This is a genomic window from Rhodococcus sp. M8 (genome assembly GCF_015654185.1).
GTDB classification, from domain to species: Bacteria; Actinomycetota; Actinomycetes; order Mycobacteriales; family Mycobacteriaceae; genus Rhodococcus; species Rhodococcus aetherivorans.
In genome coordinates, this window is the sequence record NZ_CP064065.1 from 3524128 (window position 1) to 3546345 (window position 22218).

At 70.8% G+C, this 22218-nt stretch carries 25 protein-coding genes; 14 read left to right on the top strand and 11 right to left on the bottom strand.

All coding sequences use genetic code 11. From position 1 onward, the window contains the following. Nucleotides 1–94: 94 nt before the first annotated feature. Nucleotides 95–997, top strand: coding sequence for an LLM class F420-dependent oxidoreductase (locus tag ISO16_RS15960; RefSeq protein WP_029546642.1), 903 nt, complete (start codon nucleotides 95–97; stop codon nucleotides 995–997). Nucleotides 998–1016: 19 nt separating this feature from the next. Here ISO16_RS15960 and ISO16_RS15965 read toward each other — a convergent pair whose 3' ends face one another. Beyond that, on the bottom strand, nucleotides 1017–1745 hold the full coding sequence (locus tag ISO16_RS15965) for a helix-turn-helix transcriptional regulator (protein ID WP_072636604.1): 729 nt from the start codon (nucleotides 1743–1745) through the stop codon (nucleotides 1017–1019). A 92-nt stretch (nucleotides 1746–1837) separates the two neighbouring features. Between ISO16_RS15965 and ISO16_RS15970 the strand changes: the two genes are divergently transcribed. From ISO16_RS15970 to ISO16_RS15990, 5 genes are all read left to right on the top strand, one after another. Beyond that, nucleotides 1838–2287: a hypothetical protein gene (locus ISO16_RS15970; RefSeq protein WP_006944152.1), complete on the top strand. Its 450-nt coding sequence runs from the start codon at nucleotides 1838–1840 to the stop codon at nucleotides 2285–2287. Nucleotides 2288–2368: 81 nt separating this feature from the next. Beyond that, nucleotides 2369–2845, top strand: a complete 477-nt coding sequence (locus tag ISO16_RS15975) for a hypothetical protein (protein ID WP_006944153.1) — start codon at nucleotides 2369–2371, stop codon at nucleotides 2843–2845. Between the two features lie 13 nt (nucleotides 2846–2858). Then, on the top strand, nucleotides 2859–4685 hold the full coding sequence (locus tag ISO16_RS15980; protein ID WP_051445974.1) for a glycoside hydrolase family 15 protein: 1827 nt from the start codon (nucleotides 2859–2861) through the stop codon (nucleotides 4683–4685). Between the two features lie 52 nt (nucleotides 4686–4737). Next, nucleotides 4738–5379 (top strand): hypothetical protein, encoded by a 642-nt coding sequence (locus ISO16_RS15985; RefSeq protein ID WP_006944155.1) that lies wholly within the window; start codon nucleotides 4738–4740, stop codon nucleotides 5377–5379. Then, nucleotides 5376–6779: an FAD-binding oxidoreductase gene (locus tag ISO16_RS15990; protein ID WP_072636605.1), complete on the top strand. Its 1404-nt coding sequence runs from the start codon at nucleotides 5376–5378 to the stop codon at nucleotides 6777–6779. The genes ISO16_RS15985 and ISO16_RS15990 overlap by 4 nt, the downstream gene beginning before the upstream one ends. 46 nt (nucleotides 6780–6825) lie before the next feature. Here the strand turns inward: ISO16_RS15990 and ISO16_RS15995 are convergent, their stop codons facing one another. After that, nucleotides 6826–7272 carry a MarR family winged helix-turn-helix transcriptional regulator gene (locus ISO16_RS15995; protein ID WP_083662347.1) on the bottom strand — a complete coding sequence of 149 codons (447 nt, stop codon included), beginning with the start codon at nucleotides 7270–7272 and terminating at the stop codon, nucleotides 6826–6828. Between the two features lie 241 nt (nucleotides 7273–7513). Between ISO16_RS15995 and ISO16_RS16000 the strand changes: the two genes are divergently transcribed. After that, nucleotides 7514–8161 (top strand): maleylpyruvate isomerase family mycothiol-dependent enzyme, encoded by a 648-nt coding sequence (locus ISO16_RS16000; protein ID WP_072636607.1) that lies wholly within the window; start codon nucleotides 7514–7516, stop codon nucleotides 8159–8161. Nucleotides 8162–8226: 65 nt separating this feature from the next. On the opposite strand, the gene ISO16_RS16005 is transcribed toward ISO16_RS16000, so the two are convergent. The 3 genes from ISO16_RS16005 to ISO16_RS16015 all read right to left on the bottom strand — a co-directional run bounded on the left by ISO16_RS16005 (nucleotide 8227) and on the right by ISO16_RS16015 (nucleotide 10889). Beyond that, complete coding sequence (locus tag ISO16_RS16005) at nucleotides 8227–8892, bottom strand: FMN reductase (protein ID WP_072636608.1); 666 nt, start codon at nucleotides 8890–8892, stop codon at nucleotides 8227–8229. Continuing rightward, entirely contained in the window at nucleotides 8889–10034 is a 1146-nt protein-coding gene (locus tag ISO16_RS16010) for an LLM class flavin-dependent oxidoreductase (RefSeq protein WP_006932509.1), read from the bottom strand. The genes ISO16_RS16005 and ISO16_RS16010 overlap by 4 nt, the downstream gene beginning before the upstream one ends. 93 nt (nucleotides 10035–10127) lie before the next feature. After that, nucleotides 10128–10889, bottom strand: a complete 762-nt coding sequence (locus ISO16_RS16015; protein WP_083662348.1) for an oxygenase MpaB family protein — start codon at nucleotides 10887–10889, stop codon at nucleotides 10128–10130. A 329-nt stretch (nucleotides 10890–11218) separates the two neighbouring features. Here ISO16_RS16015 and ISO16_RS16020 point away from each other — a divergent pair, with 329 nt between their 5' ends. Together ISO16_RS16020 and ISO16_RS16025 are read left to right on the top strand one after the other, a co-directional pair. Next, the gene (locus ISO16_RS16020; RefSeq protein ID WP_072636609.1) at nucleotides 11219–11899 is read left to right on the top strand and encodes a class I SAM-dependent methyltransferase; all 681 of its coding nucleotides are present in this window, start codon (nucleotides 11219–11221) and stop codon (nucleotides 11897–11899) included. Nucleotides 11900–11946: 47 nt separating this feature from the next. After that, nucleotides 11947–12786: an esterase/lipase family protein gene (locus ISO16_RS16025; RefSeq protein WP_083662349.1), complete on the top strand. Its 840-nt coding sequence runs from the start codon at nucleotides 11947–11949 to the stop codon at nucleotides 12784–12786. A gap of 9 nt (nucleotides 12787–12795) precedes the next feature. Here the strand turns inward: ISO16_RS16025 and ISO16_RS16030 are convergent, their stop codons facing one another. Continuing rightward, a complete protein-coding gene (locus ISO16_RS16030) occupies nucleotides 12796–13473 on the bottom strand; it encodes a DUF389 domain-containing protein (RefSeq protein WP_230304363.1) in 678 nt (225 codons plus the stop codon). A gap of 99 nt (nucleotides 13474–13572) precedes the next feature. On the opposite strand from ISO16_RS16030, the gene ISO16_RS16035 reads away from it, so the two are divergent. Then, a complete protein-coding gene (locus tag ISO16_RS16035; protein ID WP_072634899.1) occupies nucleotides 13573–15201 on the top strand; it encodes an IS1634 family transposase in 1629 nt (542 codons plus the stop codon). On the opposite strand, the gene ISO16_RS16040 is transcribed toward ISO16_RS16035, so the two are convergent. Beyond that, nucleotides 15198–15566 carry a DUF389 domain-containing protein gene (locus ISO16_RS16040; protein ID WP_230304364.1) on the bottom strand — a complete coding sequence of 123 codons (369 nt, stop codon included), beginning with the start codon at nucleotides 15564–15566 and terminating at the stop codon, nucleotides 15198–15200. The two genes, ISO16_RS16035 and ISO16_RS16040, sit on opposite strands and share 4 nt — an antisense overlap. Before the next feature lie 138 nt (nucleotides 15567–15704). On the opposite strand from ISO16_RS16040, the gene ISO16_RS16045 reads away from it, so the two are divergent. From ISO16_RS16045 to ISO16_RS16060, 4 genes are all read left to right on the top strand, one after another. Beyond that, a complete protein-coding gene (locus tag ISO16_RS16045) occupies nucleotides 15705–16055 on the top strand; it encodes a sigma factor-like helix-turn-helix DNA-binding protein (protein WP_006932498.1) in 351 nt (116 codons plus the stop codon). Further along, the gene (locus ISO16_RS16050; protein ID WP_065923311.1) at nucleotides 16007–16453 is read left to right on the top strand and encodes a hypothetical protein; all 447 of its coding nucleotides are present in this window, start codon (nucleotides 16007–16009) and stop codon (nucleotides 16451–16453) included. Before ISO16_RS16045 ends, ISO16_RS16050 begins: the two co-directional genes overlap by 49 nt. A 45-nt stretch (nucleotides 16454–16498) precedes the next feature. Continuing rightward, the gene (locus tag ISO16_RS16055; RefSeq protein ID WP_037201237.1) at nucleotides 16499–16990 is read left to right on the top strand and encodes a DUF6069 family protein; all 492 of its coding nucleotides are present in this window, start codon (nucleotides 16499–16501) and stop codon (nucleotides 16988–16990) included. A 400-nt stretch (nucleotides 16991–17390) separates the two neighbouring features. Beyond that, nucleotides 17391–18560 (top strand): globin domain-containing protein, encoded by a 1170-nt coding sequence (locus ISO16_RS16060; RefSeq protein WP_072636623.1) that lies wholly within the window; start codon nucleotides 17391–17393, stop codon nucleotides 18558–18560. 13 nt (nucleotides 18561–18573) lie between these two features. Here ISO16_RS16060 and ISO16_RS16065 read toward each other — a convergent pair whose 3' ends face one another. The 4 genes from ISO16_RS16065 to ISO16_RS16075 form a co-directional block, all read right to left on the bottom strand. Further along, nucleotides 18574–19065: a TspO/MBR family protein gene (locus ISO16_RS16065; protein WP_006943512.1), complete on the bottom strand. Its 492-nt coding sequence runs from the start codon at nucleotides 19063–19065 to the stop codon at nucleotides 18574–18576. Nucleotides 19066–19100: 35 nt separating this feature from the next. After that, on the bottom strand, nucleotides 19101–19331 hold the full coding sequence (locus ISO16_RS16070) for a hypothetical protein (RefSeq protein ID WP_029546658.1): 231 nt from the start codon (nucleotides 19329–19331) through the stop codon (nucleotides 19101–19103). Nucleotides 19332–19347: 16 nt separating this feature from the next. After that, the gene (locus tag ISO16_RS28940; protein WP_268256876.1) at nucleotides 19348–19479 is read right to left on the bottom strand and encodes a hypothetical protein; all 132 of its coding nucleotides are present in this window, start codon (nucleotides 19477–19479) and stop codon (nucleotides 19348–19350) included. A gap of 69 nt (nucleotides 19480–19548) precedes the next feature. After that, nucleotides 19549–22134, bottom strand: a complete 2586-nt coding sequence (locus ISO16_RS16075; RefSeq protein ID WP_072636620.1) for a cation-translocating P-type ATPase — start codon at nucleotides 22132–22134, stop codon at nucleotides 19549–19551. Nucleotides 22135–22218: the final 84 nt, after the last annotated feature.

Consider the following 22218-nt stretch of genomic DNA (forward strand, 5'->3'; position numbering starts at 1 on the left):
CGCAGCTACAAAGTCGGCCGCGGTCCGGCGGAGGGGTTTGGACGATCATCCAGGGCCGCGGTCCGGGCCGACCGCCACCGATCGACCGCCCGGAATGAAACCGGCGGCGACGGAGGTTGGACCCGGCGTGACGGATTCGACGAAGGCAGAGAACACGACGCAGACTCCCCCGCTCGGCCGCTTCGGCGTCTGGCGGCACGCGACCGGCCTCCCACCGGAGACCGGAGCCGAGATCGAGAAGCTCGGCTACGGCACCATCTGGATCGGCGGTTCGCCGCCCGCCGACCTCGAGGTGGCCGAACGCCTCCTCGACGCCACCGAGAACATCGTCGTGGCCACCGGCATCGTCAACATCTGGACCGCCCCCGCCGACGAGATCGCGGCCTCCTACCACCGGCTCGAGGAACGCCATCCCGGCCGCTTCCTGCTCGGTGTCGGCGTCGGCCACCCCGAGGCGCACGGTGAGACGTACCGCAAGCCCTACGCGGCACTGGTCGAGTACCTGGACGTGCTCGACCGCGAGGGCGTGCCCGAGGCGCGGCGGGTCCTCGCCGCGCTGGGACCGAAGGTGCTGAAGCTGTCCGCGGACCGGGCCGCCGGAGCCCACCCCTACCTCACCACCCCCGAGCACACCCGCGAGGCGCGCGCCGTTCTCGGCCCGGGCGCCGTGCTCGCCCCCGAGCAGAAGATCGTGCTGTCCACCGACGTCGCCACGGCCCGCACCATCGGCCGCAAGGCCGTGGCCAACCCGTATCTGAAGCTGCGCAACTACCGTGCGAATCTGGAACGCACCGGCTTCACCGCCGAGGAACTCGACAACGACGGCACCGACCGGGTCGTCGACGCGCTCGTCGCGCACGGCGACGCGGAATACATCGCGTCGCGTCTGCGGGAGCACCTCGACGCCGGGGCGGACCACGTCGCGGTCCAGGCCCTGCCGATGCGGGACGACCCGGTTCCGGCCCTGCGGGAGGTCGCCGCGGCGCTCGGGCTCTGAGGCCCGGAACCGCGACGACTCACCGCTCGACGCCCCGGATCCGGACGCAGCAGAACCCCGGTTCCGGGGCGAGTTCCGCGCAGAGCCGGTCGGTCCCGAGTCCGGCGACGACCCCGTCGAGCAGGGCGAGGTTCATCCCGCAGACCAGTTCACGGTGCTCGTTCGCCAGCCGGTCGAACGGGCAGTTCGCCAACCGCATCTGCCCGTCGCCGGACAGGCGCGGCTCGTAGCCGTGCCGGGCGAGCAGCCGCGCCATACGTTCGAGGTCGGTACCTCCCGCGTCCATAGGAGCGGGCACCGTTCCGGCGGGCACGGCTGGGGTGGCCGCATTCGCGGCAATACGCCGGCCGTGCTCGACAGCAGCGGTCCGCACCGCCTCCGAGATGGGCACCGAGTCGCGCATCGACCGCTCGATCGCGGCCGCCAGAACCTCCCCGGCGAGGTCGTAGCGCCGCTCGGGCAGGGAGATCGACAGCTCGCGCGACGAGCGCCGATAGAGCTTCGACGGCCGTCCTGCGCCCGGGCCCGTCCGCCCCGAGAGCCTGCGGTACTCCGTCTCGAGCAGGCCCTCCTCCACGAGCCGGTCGAGGTGGAACCTCGCTGCGTGCAGCGGCAGGCCTACCGCGGCCGCAGCCTGCTCGCGCCCGACCGCGTCCGCTTGTGCGGCGACGTAGCGGTAGAGGGACCTTCGAGCCGGGTCTGCCAGCGCACCGATCCCCGACGCCTGTTCGGCGAACTCGTCCTGCACGATTCCCCCTTCTAAAAGAGAAACTTCTTGACGTAATCTACGTCACACTTCTAAAATCAAATCTACTCCCTCTTAGAAGTCAGGAGACTTCGATGAGCCACACGCCCACCTCCCCCACCACGCTCCACTCCACCCCGGCCGGCACGAACGCCGGCGCCCGCCAGGCATTCGTCCTTCTCCGGACCGTGTTCACGGTGGCCCCGATCGCCTTCGGTCTCGACAAGTTCGCGAACCTGCTCACCGACTGGGAGCGCTACCTCGCACCCTGGATCGACGACCTCGTCCCGGGCACCGCCCACCAAGCCATGCTCGCGGTCGGCGTGGTCGAGATCCTCGCCGGCATCGTCGTCGCGATCAGACCCGCCATCGGCGGCTACGTCGTGGCCGCATGGCTGCTCGGCATCATCGTCGACCTGGTCACCCTCGGCGGCTACCTCGACATCGCGCTGCGCGACTTCGGATTGGCGGTCGCCGCCCTCGCCCTGGCCCGGCTGGCCACCGCCCCGGTGACTCGCCGCGGACCCACCCCGGGCACATCGTGAAACCGAGCCGCCGGTTCACGGACGTCCGACGGCGACCGTGGACCGGCGGCAGCGACCTCCCCACCGAAAGGTGACTCCGCCATGGACTGGGCCGGATGGGCGCTCTTCGGATCGGTGGCCACCACCGCCCTGACCGCAGTCATGATCGCCGCCCAACTGGCCGGTTACAGCCGCCTGGATCTGCCGCTCGTGCTCGGCACCGTCGTCACCGCCGACCCGGATCGTGCCCGGGTGGTCGGATTCTTCATCCACCTCGCGATCGGCCAGGCCTTCGCACTCGGCTACGCCGCCACCTTCGCGCTGCTCCACCGGGCGACGTGGTGGCTGGGCATGCTGCTCGGCCTGCTGCACGTCGCGGTCGCCTTGACGGTCCTGCTGCCACTACTGCCGGGCGTGCATCCGCGCATGGCCTCCCATCGAGCCGGGCCACGGAGCACCGCGGTCCTCGAACCACCCGGACTGCTCGGCCTGAACTACGGTGCGCAGACCCCCGCCGTCGCCGTCGCCGCCCATCTCGTCTACGGCACCGCACTCGGCCTTCTTCTCCAGGTGCGCTGAAATGACTTTCAGGATGACCGATTTCGACGAGAGTGGCATCGAGGACAGGGCGGGCACGCAGACCCGGATCGGGGACTACGGCCTGCTGGGCGACACCCGCACCGCGGCCCTGGTCTCCGGCGACGGATCGCTCGACTGGCTCTGCGTGCCCCGCTTCGACGGAGATCCCGTCTTCGGCCGACTCGTCGGCGGAGCGCCGGCGGGGCGGTTCCGGCTCGGGCCCGAGGGGCATGCCACCGTCGTCCGGCGCCGCTACCGCACGCACACCGCAACGCTGGAAACCACCTGGGACCTCGGCAACACCCGGCTCACCCTGAGCGAGGCGATGATCGCGGAGGTGGCCGGACGGCTGCTCCCGGCGACCGTCCTCGTGCGTCGCCTCTCCGTCGAGGGCGAAACCGCGCGCGCCGTCGTCGAATTCGATCCGAGGCTCGGTGAACGCCACCGCCCCCCGAAGGTGCGGCGCGGTCCCGACCTCGTGTGCGAGTGGGGCTCGCTCGCCCTGTCCCTGGCCTGCGACTCCGGCACCCCGATCCCGCCGGGCCGGCCGACCTCGATCCTCGTGACCCCGCGGCATCCGGTCACCGTCGTCCTGACTGTGGCCCACCGCGAGCCGCTGATCCACCTCCCTCCCGCCGCGGCCTGGGAGCTCGTGACCGAGGACGAGGCACGCTGGCGGGCGTGGACGGCGGAGATCGCTCACGATCTGCCCTGTCGTGAGGCCGTCGTGCGAAGCCTGCTGACGCTGCGGCTGCTCACGTATTCCCCGTCGGGGGCGCCGATCGCCGCCCCGACGACGTCGTTACCCGAGTGGCCCGGCGGGGTCCGGAACTGGGACTACCGCTACGCCTGGCCGCGCGACGCCAGCATCGGCGTCGCAGCCTTCCTGGGCGCGGGCAAGGTCGACGAGGCACGCGGGTTCCTCGGATGGCTCCTGCACGCCAGTCGCCTGCAGCGGCCCCGCCTGCCGGTCCTGTTCACCCTCGACGGCCGGCACGCCCCCGCCGAACGCACCCTGCCGGGATGGCCGGGCTTCGCGGGCAGCGTACCCGTGCGGCTCGGCAACGACGCGGCCGATCAGCATCAGCTCGACGGCTACGGCTGGGTCGTCGACGCCGCATGGACGTTCGTCCGCTCCGGTCGGCCGCTGAATTCGGAAACCTGGCGCATGGTAAGGGGATTCGCCGATCACGTCTGCGCACGGTGGCGTGACCCGGACGCCGGCATCTGGGAGATCCGGGGCGACGCCGACCACCACGTGCACTCCAAGATGATGGCCTGGCTGGCCCTCGACCGGGCCCTGCGCATCGCCGAGACCCACCGCCTGTCCAGCCGTCGTCGCCGGCGCTGGCTCGCGGCGCGAGACGACCTCGCCGACGAGGTGCTCGCCCGCGGCTTCGACCGGATCGGAAATCGGTACACCCGCACCTACGGGTCGCGTGACATCGATGCCGCCCTGCTGGTGCTCCCCGTCCTGGGCATGGAGGATCCGGACTCGCACCGGGTGCGCGGCACGATCGACGCGATCCGCAGCGAGCTGTCGGCCGGAGGCCCTCTGCTCTACCGATATCCCCCCGGACAGGACGGGCTGCCCGGCGTCGAGGGCGCGTTCCTGCCGTGCTCCTTCTGGCTGGTCCAGGCGCTGGCCTTCACCGGCCGGCGGACCGAAGCCGGGGAACTGTTCGAAACGCTGCTGCGGCGCGCCGGCCCCCTCGGCCTGCTCCCGGAAGAGGTGGACCCGGGCACCGGCGCCTACCTCGGCAATTACCCGCAGGCGCTCACCCATGCCGCGGTGGTACAGGCCGCCCTCGCCCTCCGGGCTCACGGGGGAAGCGGATGAGCGGGGCCTCCGGGACCTTCTCTCCCCGGCTCCGGTGTGGAACAGTTTCCTCATGGCGATCCTCACGATCGCAGGCGTCGCGACAGCGGTGAGCGCATTCGCCTTCTACCGCCGGTGGCACCTGCGGTGGGGAGCGACGACCGCCGAGCACGCCGGTGCGATGCCCGGAGACGACATCCTCTCCTCGGCGACGTTCACTGCGACCCGTGCCCTCACGATCGAGGCGCCGGCCGAGTGCGTGTGGCCGTGGATCGTCCAGGTCGGCTACAACCGGGCCGGCTTCTACTCCTACGACCGTCTCGACAATCTGGGGCGGCCCAGCGCGACGACGATCGATCCGCGCCTGCAGTGCATCGAGGTCGGCGACGTGGCGGCGCCGATGGCGAGTCGGGCCACGGCGGCGACGTCCTTCCGGGTGCACTCCTTCGATCCGGGGCGCTGCCTCGTCTGGGCGAAGCCGGATTCGACGTGGTCGTGGCGCCTCGATCCCATCGACGACGGGCGACGGACGCGGCTCGTGAGCCGATTGAAGGCCTCCTACCGGCCCACGCCGTCGCTTCCGCTCACCGTCGCGCTGATGGAACTGGCCGATTTTCCGATGATGCGCAGGATGCTGCTCGGCATCCGGGAACGCGCCGAACGCCTCGCCGGAGACGATCCCGCCTGCTCCCGGCAACGTCTGGAGGACACATGACTCGTACGACCGGCGACCTCGGCATGCTGCGGGCCGCGATGGAGGGCCCGGTTCTCGGACCCGGCGACGCGGACTACGACGAAGCGCGCACGGTGTGGAACGCCGACATCGACCGCCGCCCGGCCGCGATCGCACGATGCCGGAGCACCGCCGACGTGAAGGCGTCGATCGCCTACGCGACCGAGCACGGAATGGAGATGGCCGTGCGCGCGGGTGCGCACAGCACCGCGGGCGCCTCGGTCGTCGACTACGGCCTGGTGATCGACCTCGGATCGATGGATCACGTCGTCGTCGACCCGGAGAGCAGGCGAGTACGGGTCGGCGGGGGCGCCCTGTTGCGTGACCTCGATGCCGCCACGCAGGCCCACGGGCTCGCCGTCCCGGCCGGTCTGATCAGTCACACGGGTGTCGCGGGACTGACGCTGGGCGGAGGAATGGGCTGGCTCACCCGGCAGGCCGGATTGAGCATCGACAACCTCGAGTCGGCCGAGGTCGTCACTGCCGACGGCCGGATCCTGCGTGCCGCCGAGGACGAGAATCCGGACCTGTTCTGGGCGATCCGGGGCGGCGGCGGCAACTTCGGGGTGGTGACGGAGTTCGAGTTCCGCCTGCACGAGGCCGGCCCCGTCGTGCAGTTCGGGCTCCTGTTCTGGGGCCTGGATCAAGGCACCGAGGTGTTGCGGCTCGCCCGGGAGGTCATCGATACGCTGCCCCGCGAGCTGAACATCGTGATCGCCGGCGTGAACGCCCCACCCGCCCCGTTCGTGCCCGAGCAATACCACCTCCAGCCCGGCTATGCCTTCCTTGTCACCGGTTTCGGAGCACCGCAGACGCACGAGGACGCGCTGGCGCGGATTCGGCGCGCTCTGCCACCGCTGTTCGAGTTCGTCACGCCGATGCCCTACGTCGACGTGCAGCAGCTGCTCGACGAGGGCAACGCGTGGGGCTTCTACTGCTACGACAAGGGTTGCTACGTCGAAGATCTCTCCGACGATCTGATCGCGACAGTCGTCGATGTCGTGCCGCAGAAGAACTCGCCCCTGTCGCTCCTGTTGTTCTACCGGCTGGACGAGGCGTACTGCGAAACGAGGGAGGACGACACCGCTTTCGGCGGCGGACGGACGCCACGCTTCGCCGTCTTCATCGTCGGCGTCTGTCCCGATCCCGGTCTGCTGCCACCGGAGCGGGCGTGGGTGCGGTCCGTCTGGGAGGCCCTGCGCCCGTATTCGGTCGGCATCGGCGCGTACGTCAACTCCATGACCGAGTTCGAACAGGACCGGGTGCGCGCCACCTACGGCCCCACCAAATATGCCCGACTGGCCGAGATCAAGGCGAAGTACGATCCGCACAACGCCTTTCATCGGAACGCCAACATCGTTCCCGATGTACGGCGCGCGTGACACCGGCGGATGACCGCCCCACGTCCGGTGGGACGTGACCGGGCGACTACTCCCCCGACGGCCGGTACGGATCGGTGATCTCACGGAGCAGGGTGAGCGCCTCGCGCAGCTGCTTCATCCGGCGCGCACCGAGATGCTCGGTCCACTCGGCCTCGATCCGCGCCTCCTCGGCCCGGGCGACGTGGCCGGCCTCGGCGCCGCGCGGAGCGATCCGCACGAGTCGCGCGCGGGCGTCGGTGGGGTCGACCGTGCGTTCGACGTAGCCGGCCCGCTCGAGCTGGTCGATGAGGAAGCTGGCTGTCTGCTTGGCCACCTGGGCCTGTTCAGCGAGATCTGTCAGCCGGGTTCCACCGGGTCCGATCCGGGCGGCCACCCGCGCCTGGGCGAGCGTGATGTCGTCGTAGCCGGCGCGCCGCAGCGCCGCGAGAATGCGGTTCTCCGCCGAGCGCTGGGCGATGAACATCAGCACGGCGGCACTGAGGTCCTCGGCCATCATCCTCCCTTGCCGATAGTCCGATCATCGAACTATATTGGTACCAACATCGTACTGATTGTGCCCGTCCGGGAGGTGCGATATGACCGGCGAACCGATCGCCGGGGACTCGATTCCCCGCGGCCACGACGCCGTGCGCGTCTTCGAGGGCGCGAGTGCTGTCCGGCTTCGCGGACGTCTTCGAGCTCGAACGCACCAGGACCCGGCCACCGGTGTTCCGCTGAGACGGAAGGCTCCGGCCATGAACGACGACGAGGTGTGGGCCGCGATCGACAGCGAGCGACGACGCACGGCCGACCTGCTCGGGCAGCTGTCCGACGACGAATGGGCACAGCCGTCGCTGTGCGACGGCTGGACGGTACGCGACGTCGCGGCCCACCTGACCCTGCAGCAGCTGACCGTCGGGGACTGCGTCCGGATGGTTCTGCGTCATCCCGGCCCGCTGAACTCGATGATCTGCGCCGCCGCCCGCCGACGGGCGGCCCTGCCGACCGACCGGTTGATCGCGGACCTGCGCGCGACGATCGGTTCCCGCCGCCGCAACGTGGGGCTGACCAGCCTCGAGCCCCTGAGCGACATCCTCGTGCACGGCCAGGACATCGCGATCCCGCTGCACCGCGACCTCGAGATGCCGGTGACCGCGGCGGCCGCGGCGGCCACCCGCGTGTGGTCCTTCGGCGGCAGGGGCAAGGCCCGGGTCTTCCGCTCCCTTCCGCTGCGCGGCTACCGGCTCACCGCCACGGACGTCGAATGGTCGGCCGGGGAGGGGCCGGAGATCCGGGGGCCGATCTCCGCGATCCTGTTGCTGCTCACCGGCCGCCGCGTGGCGCTGCCCCTGGCGTCCGGGCCGGGCGCGGACGAGTTGCGCGCGCGGTTGCCGGCCGGGTGATCAGGTTTCGGATGCGGCACGGCCTACCCGACCCGCTCCGCGCCACGCCGCGGTACGACGAGTTCTCAACCCATGTGGGCGCGCAGCAGGTCCTGGAACGGCGTGCCGGGGGCGCGTAGCGAGTTCCCCGACGGGCGCGGCCGCGCCGGGGAGGACGCGGGCGTGAAGCCGTCCACACCGGTCCGTTCACCGACGACGAGCGCTGCGAGTTCCTCGGCCGCCCGCCGGATCCGGCTGCCGAGGGCGACGCCGGCCTCCCCGTCGCCGAAGTCCTCGGTCGCGGCGAACACGCCCGTGGCGACGACCACCGCGCGCAGGAACGTCAGCAGTGGACGCATCGCGAAGTCGAGCACCATCGAGTGCCGGGCCGAGCCCGCGGTCGCGGCGACGATCGTGGGCATGCCGTTCAGCGCGTCGGTGTCGAGCACGTCGAAGAACATCTTGAACAGGCCGCTGTAACTTGCGGTGAACACCGGAGTGACGGCGATCAGACCGTCGGCGTGCGACACCTGCTCACGCGCCCGCGCGACGGCCGGGGCCGGCAGGCCGCCGGTGGCGACCGTGATCGCGAGATCGGTTGCGAGATCGCGGAGTTCGATCACCTCGACATCCGTGGACTCACCCCGCGCGCCGACCGCCGCGGTGACGGCGGCGGCGATCCGGTCCGCCAGCAGACGCGTCGACGACGGCTGCGAGAGCCCGGCGGTGACGACGACGATGCGGCGGCTCATCGGGCGTCGGCCTCCTCGGCGGCGGACAGATCCACCTTTGCGGGAACCACGAGGCGGTGCGGGGAATCCGGACCCGCGGCGACGAGCGAGGCGTGCGTCGGGGGCTCCGACGGCACGTGCGCCGGGCGGCGTCGTTCGAACTCGGTGCGCAGCACGGGCACGACCTCGCGGCCGAGGATCTCGATCTGCTCGAGCACCACGTCGAGGGGCAGACCGGCGTGGTCCATGAGGAACAGCTGCCGCTGGTAGTCGCCCGCGTAGTCGGCGAAGCCCAGGGTGCGCTCGATCACCTGCTCGGGGGTGCCGACGGTCAGCGGGGTCGTCGCGGAGAAGTCCTCGAGCGACGGTCCGTGACCGTAGACGGGGGCGTTGTCGAAGTACGGCCGGAAGACGCGCTTGGCCTTCTCCTCGGTCTCCGCCATGAACACCTGGCCGCCGAGGCCGACGATCGCCTGGTCGGCGGCGCCGTGGCCGTACTGCTCGAACCGGGTGCGGTAGAGGCTGATCATCTGCTGGATGTGTTCCCGGTTCCAGAAGATGTTGTTGTGGAAGAAGCCGTCGCCGTAGAACGCGGCCTGTTCGGCGATCTCCGGCGAGCGGATCGAGCCGTGCCACACGAACGGCGGGGTGTCGTCGAGCGGCCACGGGGTCGAGGTGTAGCCGCGCAGCGGGGTGCGGAACTTGCCTTCCCAATCGAGGGCCTTCTCCCGCCACAGGCGGCGCAGCAGGTGGTAGTTCTCGATCGCGAGCGGGATGCCCTGGCGGATGTCCTTGCCGAACCACGGGTAGACCGGGCCGGTGTTGCCGCGGCCCATCATGAGGTCGACGCGGCCGCCCGAGAGGTGCTGCAGCATCGCAAAGTCCTCGGCGATCTTCAGCGGATCGTTCGTCGTGATCAGCGTCGTGGCCGTGGAAAGGATCAGTTTCTCGGTCCTGGCGGCGATCCAGCCGAGCATGGTGGTGGGCGACGACGGGACGAACGGCGGATTGTGGTGCTCGCCGCTCGCGAAGACGTCGAGCCCGACCTCCTCGGCCTTCAGCGCGATCTCCGTCATCGCGACGATGCGTTCGTGCTCGGTGGGTACGCGGCCCGTGGTCGGGTCGCGGGTCACGTCGCCGATGGTGAAGATGCCGAACTGCACGATGAGCCTCCGTCAATAGTTGATTACTCAACTATACGAACCGGTGCGGTGCGGGCGATATTCCGGCCACCCGGACACCGGCGCGGCGGCATGTCAGAAGACGGGCAGGCCCAAGCGGCGCCGCAGGCGCAGGTCGACCAGATACGCCTTCCACGGAATGCTCCACAGTCCCGGCGTCGGCCGGTGCACGGCGCGCAGCAGGCGCAGGTACCGGGCGAAGGCGCGCTGATCGTCCGACGACCACTCGAATTCCATGACCGCGCGGAGTTCCGGCGGTAACGCTCCTCGTGTGACGAGCCGGAACGGGCGGCCGAGCGCTCGGTGTATCGCGTAGCCGGCCCGGCCCAGCCGGACCTCGAGGAAACCGAGGTCCGCCAGGGCGGCGAGATAGGTACGGACTTCGTCCGTCATCGACACCTCGTCCAGGCCCGCACGCCACACGCTGTCGTACTCCTCGCGCGTGACCGGCCACGCCCCGGGCCGCACGTTCAAGGTGGTGCCCAACGTGGCCCCGTCGCGAAGCACCCGCTCGTACTCGGCGTCGGTCAACGGACCGTGCAGGTATTCGTACTGGTCGACGAAGTACTTCAGCAGGCACACCGCCACCCACAACTGCAGCTTGGGAGAGTTGGCGCTGTAGGGGGTCACCGAATCCGGCCCGGACACGACCCGGGCGTGGATTCGCCGTACCGCTTCCCGCACGTAGGCGCGATCGTCCTCGTTGCCGAATACCGCCACCGCGAGGTACGTCGTGGTGGTGGTGCGGGCGCGCTTGACGGGATGCAGATCCGCCCGGCCGGAGTGCACCGCGCTCTCGATCACTCCCTGCCCCACTCCGGGCACGGCCAGTTGCATGATGACATTCGCCGCGTTGATCGATCCCCCAGAGGCGAGACAAGGTCACCGACGGTACGGATCGTCCGCATACACCCTCCATCTGACAACGATCGTACTCACTTTACGCTGCACATCGACCCCACCTCAACGGCCGGCAGACCATTCGATCGAGCGTCGCCGGGTGCTCGCTACGGAGCGGGACGCGAGCGGGACCGTCTGCCGGGTCCACGATTCGGGCCCGCCCTCGGAGGCAGCCGAGGCACCATGTGTCGATGGGCATCGACGCCGGCGCGCCCGACCGCACAGGGCCGGCCGTCCACGGCCGGAAGTCACGAGGAAGGCACGGCATGGAACATGTCGACCGCGGCGCCCTGGACGCCCAGCGCGGACACTGGCAGCGCACCTATCGCGACAACCCGACGATGTACGGGCCCGCACCGAGCGAGCCTGCCCGGCGCGCCCTCGAGCTGTTCGACCGCGAGCAGGTGCGTGAGGTCCTCGAACTCGGCGCCGGCCAGGGCCGGGACACGCTGGCCTTCCTCCGGGGCGGGTTGTCGGTGACCGCGCTCGACTACGCGCCCGAGGGCCTCGGCGAACTCCGGCGCGTCGCGGCCGAAGCCGGTGTGGCCGACCGGCTCACGACCCGCGTGCACGACGTGCGTGAACCCCTGCCCGTCGCCGACGCGTCCGTCGACGCCGTCTACAGCCACATGCTCTTCAACATGGCCCTCACCACCGAGGAGATCGACGCGCTCGGCACCGAAGTGCATCGGGTGCTGCGCCCGGGCGGCTGGCACGTCTACACCGTGCGGCACACCGGCGACGCCCACTTCGCCACCGGGACGGACCGGGGCGACAACCTGACCGAGCACGGCGGGTTCGTCGTCCACTTCTTCGATCGGGCACTCGTCGAGCGTCTGGCGCAGGGATTCACCGAACCGCAGGTGGAAGCCTTCGAGGAAGGCGGCCTGCCGCGGCGACTGTGGCGCGTCACGCAGCAGAAGGTCCGGCCCACGCCCGCGGGATGACGCCCTTTCGCGCATTTCGCGCCCCCGGACACCCGCCGGACGCGAGGATGGGCGGCATGGTCGGCAGGCTCGCCCTCGTAGGGCTGATCGCGGCGTGCAGCATCGCGACCGCCGCCCCCACGGCGGGCGCCGAACAGCGTGCCCCGGAGGCAACGACCGGCCCGCCGCAGAGCACCTTCGGCGCCGCGCTCGCCTACTCGCTGGCGCATCCCGGCGTCGTCCCGGCCGGGACGAACGATGCCGACTGCGTGCCCACACCGGCGCATCCCGAACCGGTGGTGCTCGTCCACGGCTTCCTCGAGAACTCCTACGCCAACTGGGCCGGATTGGCACCGGCGCTGAAGGCCGAGGGGTACTGCGTGTTCGCACTCGACTACGGCGCACCGCCGGGCGAGCCGTTCAAGGCGCGCGAGCCGATCCCGGACGCCGCCGGCGAACTGGCGGCGTTCGTCGACACCGTCCTGGCCGAAACCGGCGCCGAGCGAGTGAGCATCGTCGGTCACTCCAAGGGCGGCGCCGTCCCCCGGTGGTACGTGCGGTTCCTCGGCGGGGCGGACAAGACCAGCCGCATCGTCGGGCTGGCGCCGGCGAACTACCCGTCGCTCGGGCCGCCGTCGGTCGCGCAGGATGCCGTGCTCGCCGAGCTCAACGCCGGCAGCGACACCGTCGAGGGCGTCTCCTACACGGTCGTCGCGACCAGATACGACCAGGTGATCATCCCCTACACGGCGTCGTTCCTCACCGGGCCCGGCGCGCAGAACATCCTGCTGCAGGACGTGTGCCCCGCGAACACCGCCGACCACGTCTCGATCCCCTACGATCCGGTCGCCGAGCAGCTGGTGCTGGCCGCGCTGGACCCGGCCGGGGCGCGGCCGGTCGTGTGCTGAGCGCCGCCCCTACCCGCCGGGCAGGCGCCGCGTTCCGCCGATCACGAGGGTGACCTCCACGTCGACGTCGCGCAGCCCGGCCTCGTTCAGGGCGTCGCGCAGGGTCGCCGGATCCGCCTCGGGCGGCGGCCCGAGCGCCTCGATCCACAGCACGGACTCGCGGAATCCGATGTCGGTGATCACCCAGCCCTGCTCCTGCGCCCACTGCTCCGCGACGGGGGCGACGTCGGCCTTCAACGTCTCCTGCCGGATCACTCGCGTGCTGGACACACCCAGGGGGACCGCGACGAGCACGACCGCGGCGACGACCGTGAGCACGCTGAGACCGCGCAGGTCCCCGACCGTACGGCCGGCGCGGTGCGCCGCCCCGCGCACCCCCGCCAGCAGAAAGACCAGGGTGCCGGTGGCGACGATGGCGGCGACGTTGGTGGCGAACAGCAACAGGGCCCCACCGGCCTGCCGCGGCGCGCCGGACTCGAGGGTCAGGCCGACCACCGCGAGCGGCGGCACGAGCGAGATCGCGATCGCCACACCGGGCAGGGTGTCGGACACATCGCGGCGCACCAGCGCGAAGGCCCCGACCGCACCGGTGGCCAAGGCGGCGACGAGGTCGATCATCCGCGGCGCGACCCGTCCCGCCACCTGGCTGTTGTTCTGCGCGAGCACGTCCAGCCCGAGTTGGCTCACGTTTCCGGGATGAACAGCGGCTCACGTCTGTGACCTGCAGTTTCTCGTCGGGATCGGTCTGATTTCACGCACTAACGGCGCTGGTTCTAGGCTCGGCAGGTGGCGTTTGTCAGGAAGGTGCGCACCAAATCCGGGGCCACGGCCGTGCAGATCGCCCGATATGTGGGCGGCCGGCAGGAGATCGTCAAGCACATCGGTTCCGCACATACCGACGTCGAACTCGGCATGCTTCTCGAACGCGCTCGGGCCTGGCTCGAACCCGATCAGCAGGTTCTCGATCTGGGCGTCACCCCGCAGGTTCCGGTCGAAAAGCCCCTGGCCGGCGGCCAGAGCGCACTTTTCGACCCTGCTCAGCGAACTTCGCAGGTGGACGCGCCGGGGCGCACCGAATCGACCGGGTCGGTGCTGCTGCGCCAGGTGCTGACCGATGTGTACGACCAGCTCGGGTTCGGGATCGTCGACGATGCGGTCTTCCGCGATCTGGTGATCGCCCGCATCGTCGAGCCCGGCTCGAAACTCGACGCCGGTCGCGTCCTGAAGGACCTCGGGGCCGATCCGCCGAGCTACGCCACGATCAAACGCCACCTGGGGCAGATCAATACCGGCAGATACCGGGATCGCATCGCCGAGCAGTGTTTCGAGTATGCCGCCGAAACCGGTGGTTTGAGCCTGTTGTTGTACGACGTGACGACCTTGTACTTCGAAGCAGAAAAGGAAGATGACCTGCGCAAAGTCGGGTACTCGAAGGAACGGCGGGTCGACCCGCAGATCGTGGTGGGGTTGCTTGTGGACAGAACCGGTTTCCCGCTGGAGATCGGATGCTACGAGGGCAATTCGGCCGAAACCCGCACGATCGTGCCGATCGTACGGCAGTTCCAGGCCCGCCACGACCTCGACGGGGTCGAGATGGTCGTGGCCGCTGACGCCGGGATGCTGTCCGCCGCCAACCTCGCAGCGTTGGACGAGGCCGGACTGAAGTTCATCGTCGGCTCCCGTACCACGAAGGCGCCCGGTGATCTTGCATCGCACTTCCATTGGAATGGAAACGTTTTCACCGATGGCCAGATCATCGACACCATCACTCCGCGGCACGGCCGCTCCGTGGTCAACAATCCCCGGCGACGGGCCGAGCCAATCTGGAACGCGACAGCGCATCCGAACGCGTGGCGGGCGATCTGGCAGTACTCACGCAGCCGCGCCGGCCGGGACGAGAAGACCCTCAATGCCCAGGAGGCCCGTGCCCGGGCGGTGGTCGACGGGGACACGGTTCCGAAGTCCACGCGGTTCGTGACGGTGACCGCGAAGGGCCGGCGACTGGACACCGCCTCGCTCGAGCGGGCACGGATGCTCGTCGGCCTGAAAGGTTACGTCACCAATCTCCCTGCCCCATTGATGGATCCGCGTGAAATCATCGCGAAGTACCACGAGTTGTGGCACGTCGAGCAGTCGTTTCGGATGTCGAAGACGGATCTGCGGGCCCGGCCGATCTTCCATCGCACCCGCGATGCGATCGAGGCGCACCTGACCGTGGTGTTCGCGGCGTTGGCCGTTTCCCGGGTGGTGCAGGAACGCAGTGGCCTCGCGATCGGCAAGGTCGTCAAGCTGCTGCGACCGTTGCGGTCGGCGACCATCGCGATCAACGGCACCCGACACACGTTCCCACCGCAGGTCGACGCCGACCTACAAGCACTGCTCGACCGGATTTCAGGATCTGGACTCACGCACTAACAAAATGAGCCAACTCGGGTGTTGTTCTGCGCGAGCACGTCCAGCGGATCGAGCAGGCCCACCGCGAATCCGGTCGCGACCACCGCGGCCGCTCCGGCCACGACGAGCAACGCGGAGGCGATCAGGTTGCGGTGGTCGTTGAGGACGACGGCCAGTGCGGTCCCGACGATCGGCGTCATCAGCGGCGCCACGATCATGGCGCCGATGACGGTGGCGGTCGAGTCCGCGACGACGCCCGCCGAGGCGATGACCGCGGCCAGCACGAGCAGGGTCCAGAATGTCGCGCGCCGGGAACGGGGCCGGGCGTCCTCGGACAGGAACAGGGTGGAGGTCATCCGCTCGATGTCCTCGGTGGTGGGTCTCACGAAAGCCTCCTGGTGCGTCGTTCCGCGAGTGCATCACAGCAGACGCCGCGCGCCCACAGGATCGGGACACCGGTCCCTTCCGTCCGGGACACCGGTCGCGACACGATGTCCCGCACCGGACGGAGGAGGACGCACGCGGTGACGACGGACGAGGCGGTGACGACGGACAAGGCGGCGACACGACCCTCGACGCTGATCGCTGCCCTCCCGCACCGCTACCGTGCCGTGCTGCACTTGCGCATCGCGTGTGGCCTGTCGATCACCGACACGGCCCGTGCCCTGAACACCGATGCCACCTCCGTCCGGCTCGCCCAGCACCACGCCCTGAACCTGCTCCGGCAGCAGCTCGGCCACTCCCGGAACATGTCGGACCCCCGGCGCACACTGATCACAGAACCGGGGACCACCTCGCCCGGACGTACCGAGGAGGAGCGAGTGCCATGGAAACGGGGTGTGGGGCCTTCTTCAGCTGGACCTCACGACGGGTGACGTTGCCGCACTGCCTGCGTGCCGTCGCGGCGGGAACACCCACGCAGTCCGGGCTGACTCTCGATCACCGGGTCGCCTCGGGCACCGTCCGCGGCCGGCTGCTGGCCTATCACGACGCCGACGACGACGCCGACTACGTGGCCCTGCTGGTCGGCGACGTGGCCGGATCGGACGACGTGCCCGTGCGGGTGGTCGACGAGGAGCGACTGCTGGTGGAGGGTGCGCGCAGCACCGAGCCGGCGGAGATCCTCGTGGGCGCCCCCGACGCCCGCGACCCGGATGCGGAGCAGCGGGAGCTCGACCGGCAGCTGTGCCTGGGCGGCCCCGTGCGTTCGATGCTCGCGCATTCCGGTGCCCGTTCGGTCACCGTGGACTGGTGCGCGGTGGCCGCGGCATAGCTTGCGCGGAACGGACTTGACCTCGAGTCGACTCGAGGTTGAACGATGAGCGACGTCAGTTCATCGGCCCTTCCGGAGGACACCATGAGTGTTGTCAAGCCTCTCGACCGCACCACCACGTCGACCCTGCCCGCCTTCTCGCTCAGCCGTCCGATGGCGGTGCTCGTCCCGGTCGTCGTGGCTCTCGTCGCCAACGTCGCACTGTGGCTCGTCGGCCTCGCCGCCGGCGGCTCGTTCGAGGTGACCAACGGCGACACCGTCGAAAGCGCCGCCCCGGGCGGCGTTCTCGTCATGACCGTCGTCCCGCTCACCGTCGGCATGAGTCTCGCGGCGCTGCTCAGCCTGCGCTGGTTCGGCATCATCCGCGTCGCCGAGGTCGTCGGCGCGGTGGCCGCGCTCGGCACCATCGCGTCGACGATCGTCGCCGACTTCGACACCCCGAGCACGATCACGCTGTCGCTGATGCACGTGGTGATCGCACTTGTCGTCGTCGCGGGGCTCGAGGCGATGCGCAACCGCATTGCAGCCCAGCGGTAACCACCGGGGCGACGCAACCGTCCCGGGGAACCGGCCCGAAGGTCCCGATTGTCGCGGGACCTTCGGGCCGCCGCCGCACCCTCCGGCGACGGTGACCTACGGCACGGAGACCGACGCGTCTTCCGTTCCTCCCCAGGCACCTTCGCGGCGATGCGGGCACCGCCTGCAGGTGGTGCCGGTCGCACACGCGGCGCCGGCATTTCGTCCACATGCTTCGTCCACAGGACCGAAGTACCCGACCGCCCGGGACGTACGTCCCGAGATCTGTTCCCCGGCCGACCGTTCCGGGCACAGGGCGATTCGCGACAAGCAGTATTCCGCCCTAGAGTCGCTCCCCGGTGCGACGCGTCCGGCATGCGCCGCGCCGCACACGGACAGGATCGCGGAGGTGGCGGACATTGTGGACCCGAGACTGTGTGCGCTGATCCGCAGTAACGTCGAGGCCGTGTCCGCCCGCCCGGACGGCCTGCAAACCCTGTCGAAAGCGTTCTACGCCAACCTGTTCGCGCGTCATCCCGAGACCCGGCAGTACTTTCCCGCCGCCATGGGCGAGCAACGCGAACGCATCCTGCACGCCGTCGTCCACGTGGTGGACCGGCTGAGCCGACCCGAGACCGTCGTCCCGTTCCTCGAGCAGCTCGGCCGCGACCACCGCAAGTACGGCATCGAGCTGTGGCAGTACAAGGCGCTCACCGAGGCCCTGATCGATGCGGTGGCGCAGGCCGCCGGCGACGACTGGACCACCGAGCTCGACGACGCATGGCACCACGCGCTGCACCTCGTCGCCACCACGATGACCGAGGCCGCGGCCGCCGAAACCGGCCCCGCCGCCTGGGTGGGCACCGTCGTGGAGCACCGCAGACCGCTCGACGACGTCGCCGTCGTGCGCCTGCGGCTCGACCAGCCGATGGCGTACGAGCCGGGACAGTACGTGAGCGTGCAGGTTCCGGGGCGGCCGCGCATGTGGCGTTACCTGTCACCGGCGACGCCGCCGGACGCGGACGGCGCCGTGGAGTTCCACGTCCGTCGCGTCTCCGGCGGCTGGGTGAGCCCGTACATCGTGAGCCACGCCCGCGTCGGCGAGACGTGGGTGCTCGGCTCACCGATCGGCGCCCTGGGGGCGGAGACGATGCGGCCCGCCCCCGGTCGGCCGCGCCCGCTGCTGATGATCGCGTCGGGTACCGCGATCGCCCCCATGCGGGCCCAGCTCATGGCCCTCGCCCGGCGTCCCGCCACGCGGGCGGTCACCGTGTTCTACGCCGGGCGCTACCCGTGCGACCTCTACGACCTGCCGACCCTGTGGCACCTCGCCCGCACCAACCCGTGGCTGACGGTCGTGCCCGTGACCGAGTCGCCGACCGACCCGTGGTGGTTCACCGGCCCCACCGATCCGCCGGCCGGGCTGTCCCTCCTGGAGGGCCCGGTGAGCCGGTGCGTCGCCGAGGCCGGGGACTGGTCGGGGCACGACGTGCAGATCGCCGGGTCCCCCGCCATGATCCAGGCGACCAAGTTCCGGCTGCAGGCCACCGGCGTGCCCGCGGACTGCATCCGCCACGACCCGCTCTACTGACGACCGCGCTCGGTCAGGACCGGTTGAGCCGCGCGATCCGGCCGCTGAGGACCGTGGCGAACGCGCACCACACCGCGTACGGGCCGAGCGCGGCCCCCGCCGCCGGCTTCGCGAGGGCGGCGCGGCGCGCCAGGTCGGCGCTGCTCACCGCGAGCGCCCCGGCGACCACCGTCGCCGGCACGAGCCGATGCGCCTTGAAGAACACCCACGACCAGGACGCGTTGAGTGCCAGGTTCACCGCGAGGGCGGCCCGGTAGTAGGTGGCCTCGTCGACCCGCGCCTCCGATTCGAGCTCGTCGATGGCCACCGCGGAACTCACCGCGATGTCGCCGTACAGCGCCGTCCACACGACGGGGAAGACCGCACTCGGCGGCTGGAACGACGGCTTGCGCAGTCGCCGGTACCAGCGTGTGTCCACGTCCCGGGAGGCGATCGATCCCACCACCGCCGTCGCGGCGGTCGCCGCGGTCGTTCCGAGCAACGTGCGGCCGAACATGCTCGACATACCTGCTCTCCTTACTCCCGCCGTCGGCGAGGTCGTCACATCGCGAGGTCGTGGATCTGGGGGAAGGGCCGCTGCGGATGCGGCGGCGAGGGCTCGGGATCCGGCTCCGGCGGGAACGGCGGCTGCGGCTCCGGTGGGGTCGGCACCGGGTTCGGCTCCGGTGGGAACGGCGGCGGCGGCGTGGGCGTCGGCGGGATCGGCGGGGCAGGCTCGGGCGAGCCCGGCTCCGTGTCCGGGTCCGGTGCGGTCAGGCCGGGGACGATCATGGCGGGTCACTTCCGATCATCGGCGAGCGGTGTTCCGGGGATACCCGGTGCCGCGGCGGCGCAACCCCAGGTTCGGCACGTCAACGACGTCGACGGCCCGCACGTCTCCGTAGTGCTTGTGCAGATCCGTGACTGTGACGACATCCATGCGGCTCCTCCCCTTCGGTCCCATCGTGCGCGTGCGGCGGGATGCCCGCACCCCGAACGCCCCGGGGGCTCACTGCCGGCGACGGCGCACCCGCTTGTACACGGAGTCGACCACGAGGACCGCGGGGATGCCCAGAAGCGCGACCCCCAGCGCCTCGAGCGGCGGAACCGCGTGCCCGAGAACGTCGGCGACCGGGCCGACGCCGAGGAAGACGACGAGGGCGACGAGTTCGGCGAGCACGGCCCACAGCAGCAGCCGGTTCGAGCCCCACCCGAGCTGCCACGGCGGCCGGGTCGCGCTGCGACAGGCGAACGCGGCGCCCACCTGACCGAGGACGACGGCGGTGAACGCGGCACCGGAGGCAGCGAGAAGTGCCGTTCCGGTGGGAAATTCGCCCCCGGGGCGCCAGCCCGCGACGAGCAGCGCCACGAGGAACGCGCTCATCTCGACGATTGCCTCGGTCGGCCCGAGCACACCGAACACCCGGACCAACAGGGTTCCGTCGACGAGGTGGCGGCGTTCCGGCGGGCGTTTCAGCGTGTCCCGGCTCGGGGGCTCGCCACCGAGGGCGAGCGCCGGCAGCAGATCGGTGCCGATGTCGATGCACAGGATCTGCAGCACCCCCAGGGCGAGCGGGAACTGCCCGCCCGACAGGCCCCACAGCGCGAAGGGCGTCAGTTCGGCCACGTTGGAGGTCAGGTGATAGCTGAGGAAGCGGCGGATGTTGGCGTAGGTGGCACGGCCCTGTTCCACTGCGGTGAGGATGGTCGCGAAGTCGTCGTCGAGCAGCACCAGATCGGCGGCCTCGCGCGCGACGTCCGTGCCGCCCTCACCCATCGCCACCCCGATGTCGGCCTGCCGCAGGGCCGGTCCGTCGTTGACGCCGTCACCGGTCATCGCCACCACGTGGCCGCGGTCCTGCAGGGCCTTGGCCACGCGCAGCTTCTGCTCGGGCGAGACGCGGCTGATCACGATGCCGTCCCGGTCGAGCAGGGCACCGAGCAGCTGATCGTCCTCGGGCAGGTCCTTGCCCTGCACCACCAGGCCCGCGGGCCCGAGCAGCCCGATCTCGCGGGCGATGGCGCGCGCGGTCTCTGGATGGTCGCCGGTGAGCATCGCGACCTTGATGCCGGCGCCGCGGGCGGCCCGCAACGCGGCCGGGACGGCGGTCCGCGGCGGATCCTCCATGCCGAGCAGGCCGAGGAGTTCGAGGTCGCGTTCGGCGAGGTCCGGGTCGGTCTCCACGCCGGGATCGGTCAGGGTCCGGCGGGCGACGGCGAGCACCCGCAGGCCCCGCGACGCCATGTCCGCGAGCGCCTCCTCCGCCCGGTCGACGAGTTCGCCCGGGTCGGCGCAGCGCGGAAGCACCGCGTCCGGGGCGCCCTTGAGGAGCAGCTGCCCGCCCACGATCACCGATTCGCGGCGGCGCCGGGGGTCGAACACGAACCGGCGGGTGACCGGCCCCGGCTGTGCGCCGGGGCCGGCGAGACGGGCCGCGAACGCGGCGATCGCCGCCTCCATCGGGTCACCGACCGCCCGCCACTCGTCGTCGTCGAGGGTGATCCCACCCTTCGAGGCGGCCGCACCGGCGAGACCGGCGGTCGCGGCCGCCGCCACCGCCGGCTCCGGGCCGGTCACCTCACCGGTGGGCGCATACCCCTCCCCGCGCACCGCGACGGTCCCGGCCGGGGTCCACGCCTCGACGACGTTCATCTGGTTCTGGGTGAGCGTGCCCGTCTTGTCGGTGCAGATGAACGTCGTCGAACCGAGGGTCTCGACGGCCTCGAGGTTGCGCACCAGCGCGTTGTCGCGGGCCATGCGCTGCGCCCCCATCGCCAGCGACAGCGTCACGGTGGGCAGCAGTCCCTCGGGCACGAGGGCGACGGTGATGCCCACCGCGAAGAGGAAGGCGTCCTGCCAGGAGATCCCCACCAGGAGAGACACGGCGAAGAACACCGCGCCGACGCCGACGGAACCGAAGGCGAGCGTCCGGACGATGCGCTGGATCTCCAGATCGAGCGGGCCGGGTGGACGTCGCACCGAAGTGGTCAGGGCCGCGATACCGGCGAGGCGGGTGTTCGCACCCGTCGCCGTGACGATCCCTTCGGATTCGCCCTCGGCGACGAATGTTCCGGCGAACACGGCCGCGCCGGCCGTGCGGAGCACCGGTTCGCTCTCCCCGGTAAGGGTGGATTCGTCGAAGGTGCAGCGGCCCGCGACCGCGAGGGTCAGATCGGCCGGGACCCGGTCGCCGCCGGTGAGCACGACGACGTCGCCGACCACCAGGTCACGGGCGTCGACGGTGCGCACCGCCCCGTCGCGCCGCACGACGATGGTGGTGGGCAGCAGCTCCCCCAGGCGTTCGGCGGCCTTCTCGGCGCGCTCCTGCTGCACGAAGGCGAAGATGCCGTTGACGACGATCACCACGATCACGGCGATGCCCAGCTCCGGCATACCCGCGACGAACGCGAGGGCCGAAGCGAACCACAACAGCAGCGCGAAGAAGTGCGTGAGCTGCGCGATCAGCCTGCGCCACCACGGCACCCGTCGCGCGGCCGGAAGCTGGTTCGGCCCGTCCCGGCGGAGCCGCGCGGCGGCCTCCCGGCCGGTGAGCCCGTCGCTGTCGCGCAGCCGCGCACCGGAATCTGCCTGCACACCGCCTCCTCGCCCACGGGATCGACGTGTCACCGCGACGAGGAGCGGGTATAGCACGCCGGGACCGGTCCCGCCGCTGCGGCA

What these genes read in the sequence shown, in the direction of transcription:
- ISO16_RS16005 (WP_072636608.1), bottom strand. Translation starts at nt 8,892, where the DNA reads ATGAGCCGCCGCATCGTCGTCGTCACCGCCGGGCTCTCGCAGCCGTCG.
- ISO16_RS16065 (WP_006943512.1), bottom strand. Translation starts at nt 19,065, where the DNA reads ATGTCGAGCATGTTCGGCCGCACGTTGCTCGGAACGACCGCGGCGACC.
- ISO16_RS15960 (WP_029546642.1), top strand. Translation starts at nt 95, where the DNA reads ATGAAACCGGCGGCGACGGAGGTTGGACCCGGCGTGACGGATTCGACG.
- ISO16_RS16000 (WP_072636607.1), top strand. Translation starts at nt 7,514, where the DNA reads ATGAACGACGACGAGGTGTGGGCCGCGATCGACAGCGAGCGACGACGC.
- ISO16_RS16055 (WP_037201237.1), top strand. Translation starts at nt 16,499, where the DNA reads ATGAGCGACGTCAGTTCATCGGCCCTTCCGGAGGACACCATGAGTGTT.
- ISO16_RS28940 (WP_268256876.1), bottom strand. Translation starts at nt 19,479, where the DNA reads ATGGATGTCGTCACAGTCACGGATCTGCACAAGCACTACGGAGACGTG.
- ISO16_RS15990 (WP_072636605.1), top strand. Translation starts at nt 5,376, where the DNA reads ATGACTCGTACGACCGGCGACCTCGGCATGCTGCGGGCCGCGATGGAG.
- ISO16_RS16020 (WP_072636609.1), top strand. Translation starts at nt 11,219, where the DNA reads ATGGAACATGTCGACCGCGGCGCCCTGGACGCCCAGCGCGGACACTGG.
- ISO16_RS15975 (WP_006944153.1), top strand. Translation starts at nt 2,369, where the DNA reads ATGGACTGGGCCGGATGGGCGCTCTTCGGATCGGTGGCCACCACCGCC.
- ISO16_RS15980 (WP_051445974.1), top strand. Translation starts at nt 2,859, where the DNA reads ATGACCGATTTCGACGAGAGTGGCATCGAGGACAGGGCGGGCACGCAG.
- ISO16_RS16070 (WP_029546658.1), bottom strand. Translation starts at nt 19,331, where the DNA reads ATGATCGTCCCCGGCCTGACCGCACCGGACCCGGACACGGAGCCGGGC.
- ISO16_RS16050 (WP_065923311.1), top strand. Translation starts at nt 16,007, where the DNA reads ATGGAAACGGGGTGTGGGGCCTTCTTCAGCTGGACCTCACGACGGGTG.
- ISO16_RS16025 (WP_083662349.1), top strand. Translation starts at nt 11,947, where the DNA reads ATGGGCGGCATGGTCGGCAGGCTCGCCCTCGTAGGGCTGATCGCGGCG.
- ISO16_RS15970 (WP_006944152.1), top strand. Translation starts at nt 1,838, where the DNA reads ATGAGCCACACGCCCACCTCCCCCACCACGCTCCACTCCACCCCGGCC.
- ISO16_RS16015 (WP_083662348.1), bottom strand. Translation starts at nt 10,889, where the DNA reads ATGCAACTGGCCGTGCCCGGAGTGGGGCAGGGAGTGATCGAGAGCGCG.
- ISO16_RS15995 (WP_083662347.1), bottom strand. Translation starts at nt 7,272, where the DNA reads ATGGCCGAGGACCTCAGTGCCGCCGTGCTGATGTTCATCGCCCAGCGC.
- ISO16_RS15985 (WP_006944155.1), top strand. Translation starts at nt 4,738, where the DNA reads ATGGCGATCCTCACGATCGCAGGCGTCGCGACAGCGGTGAGCGCATTC.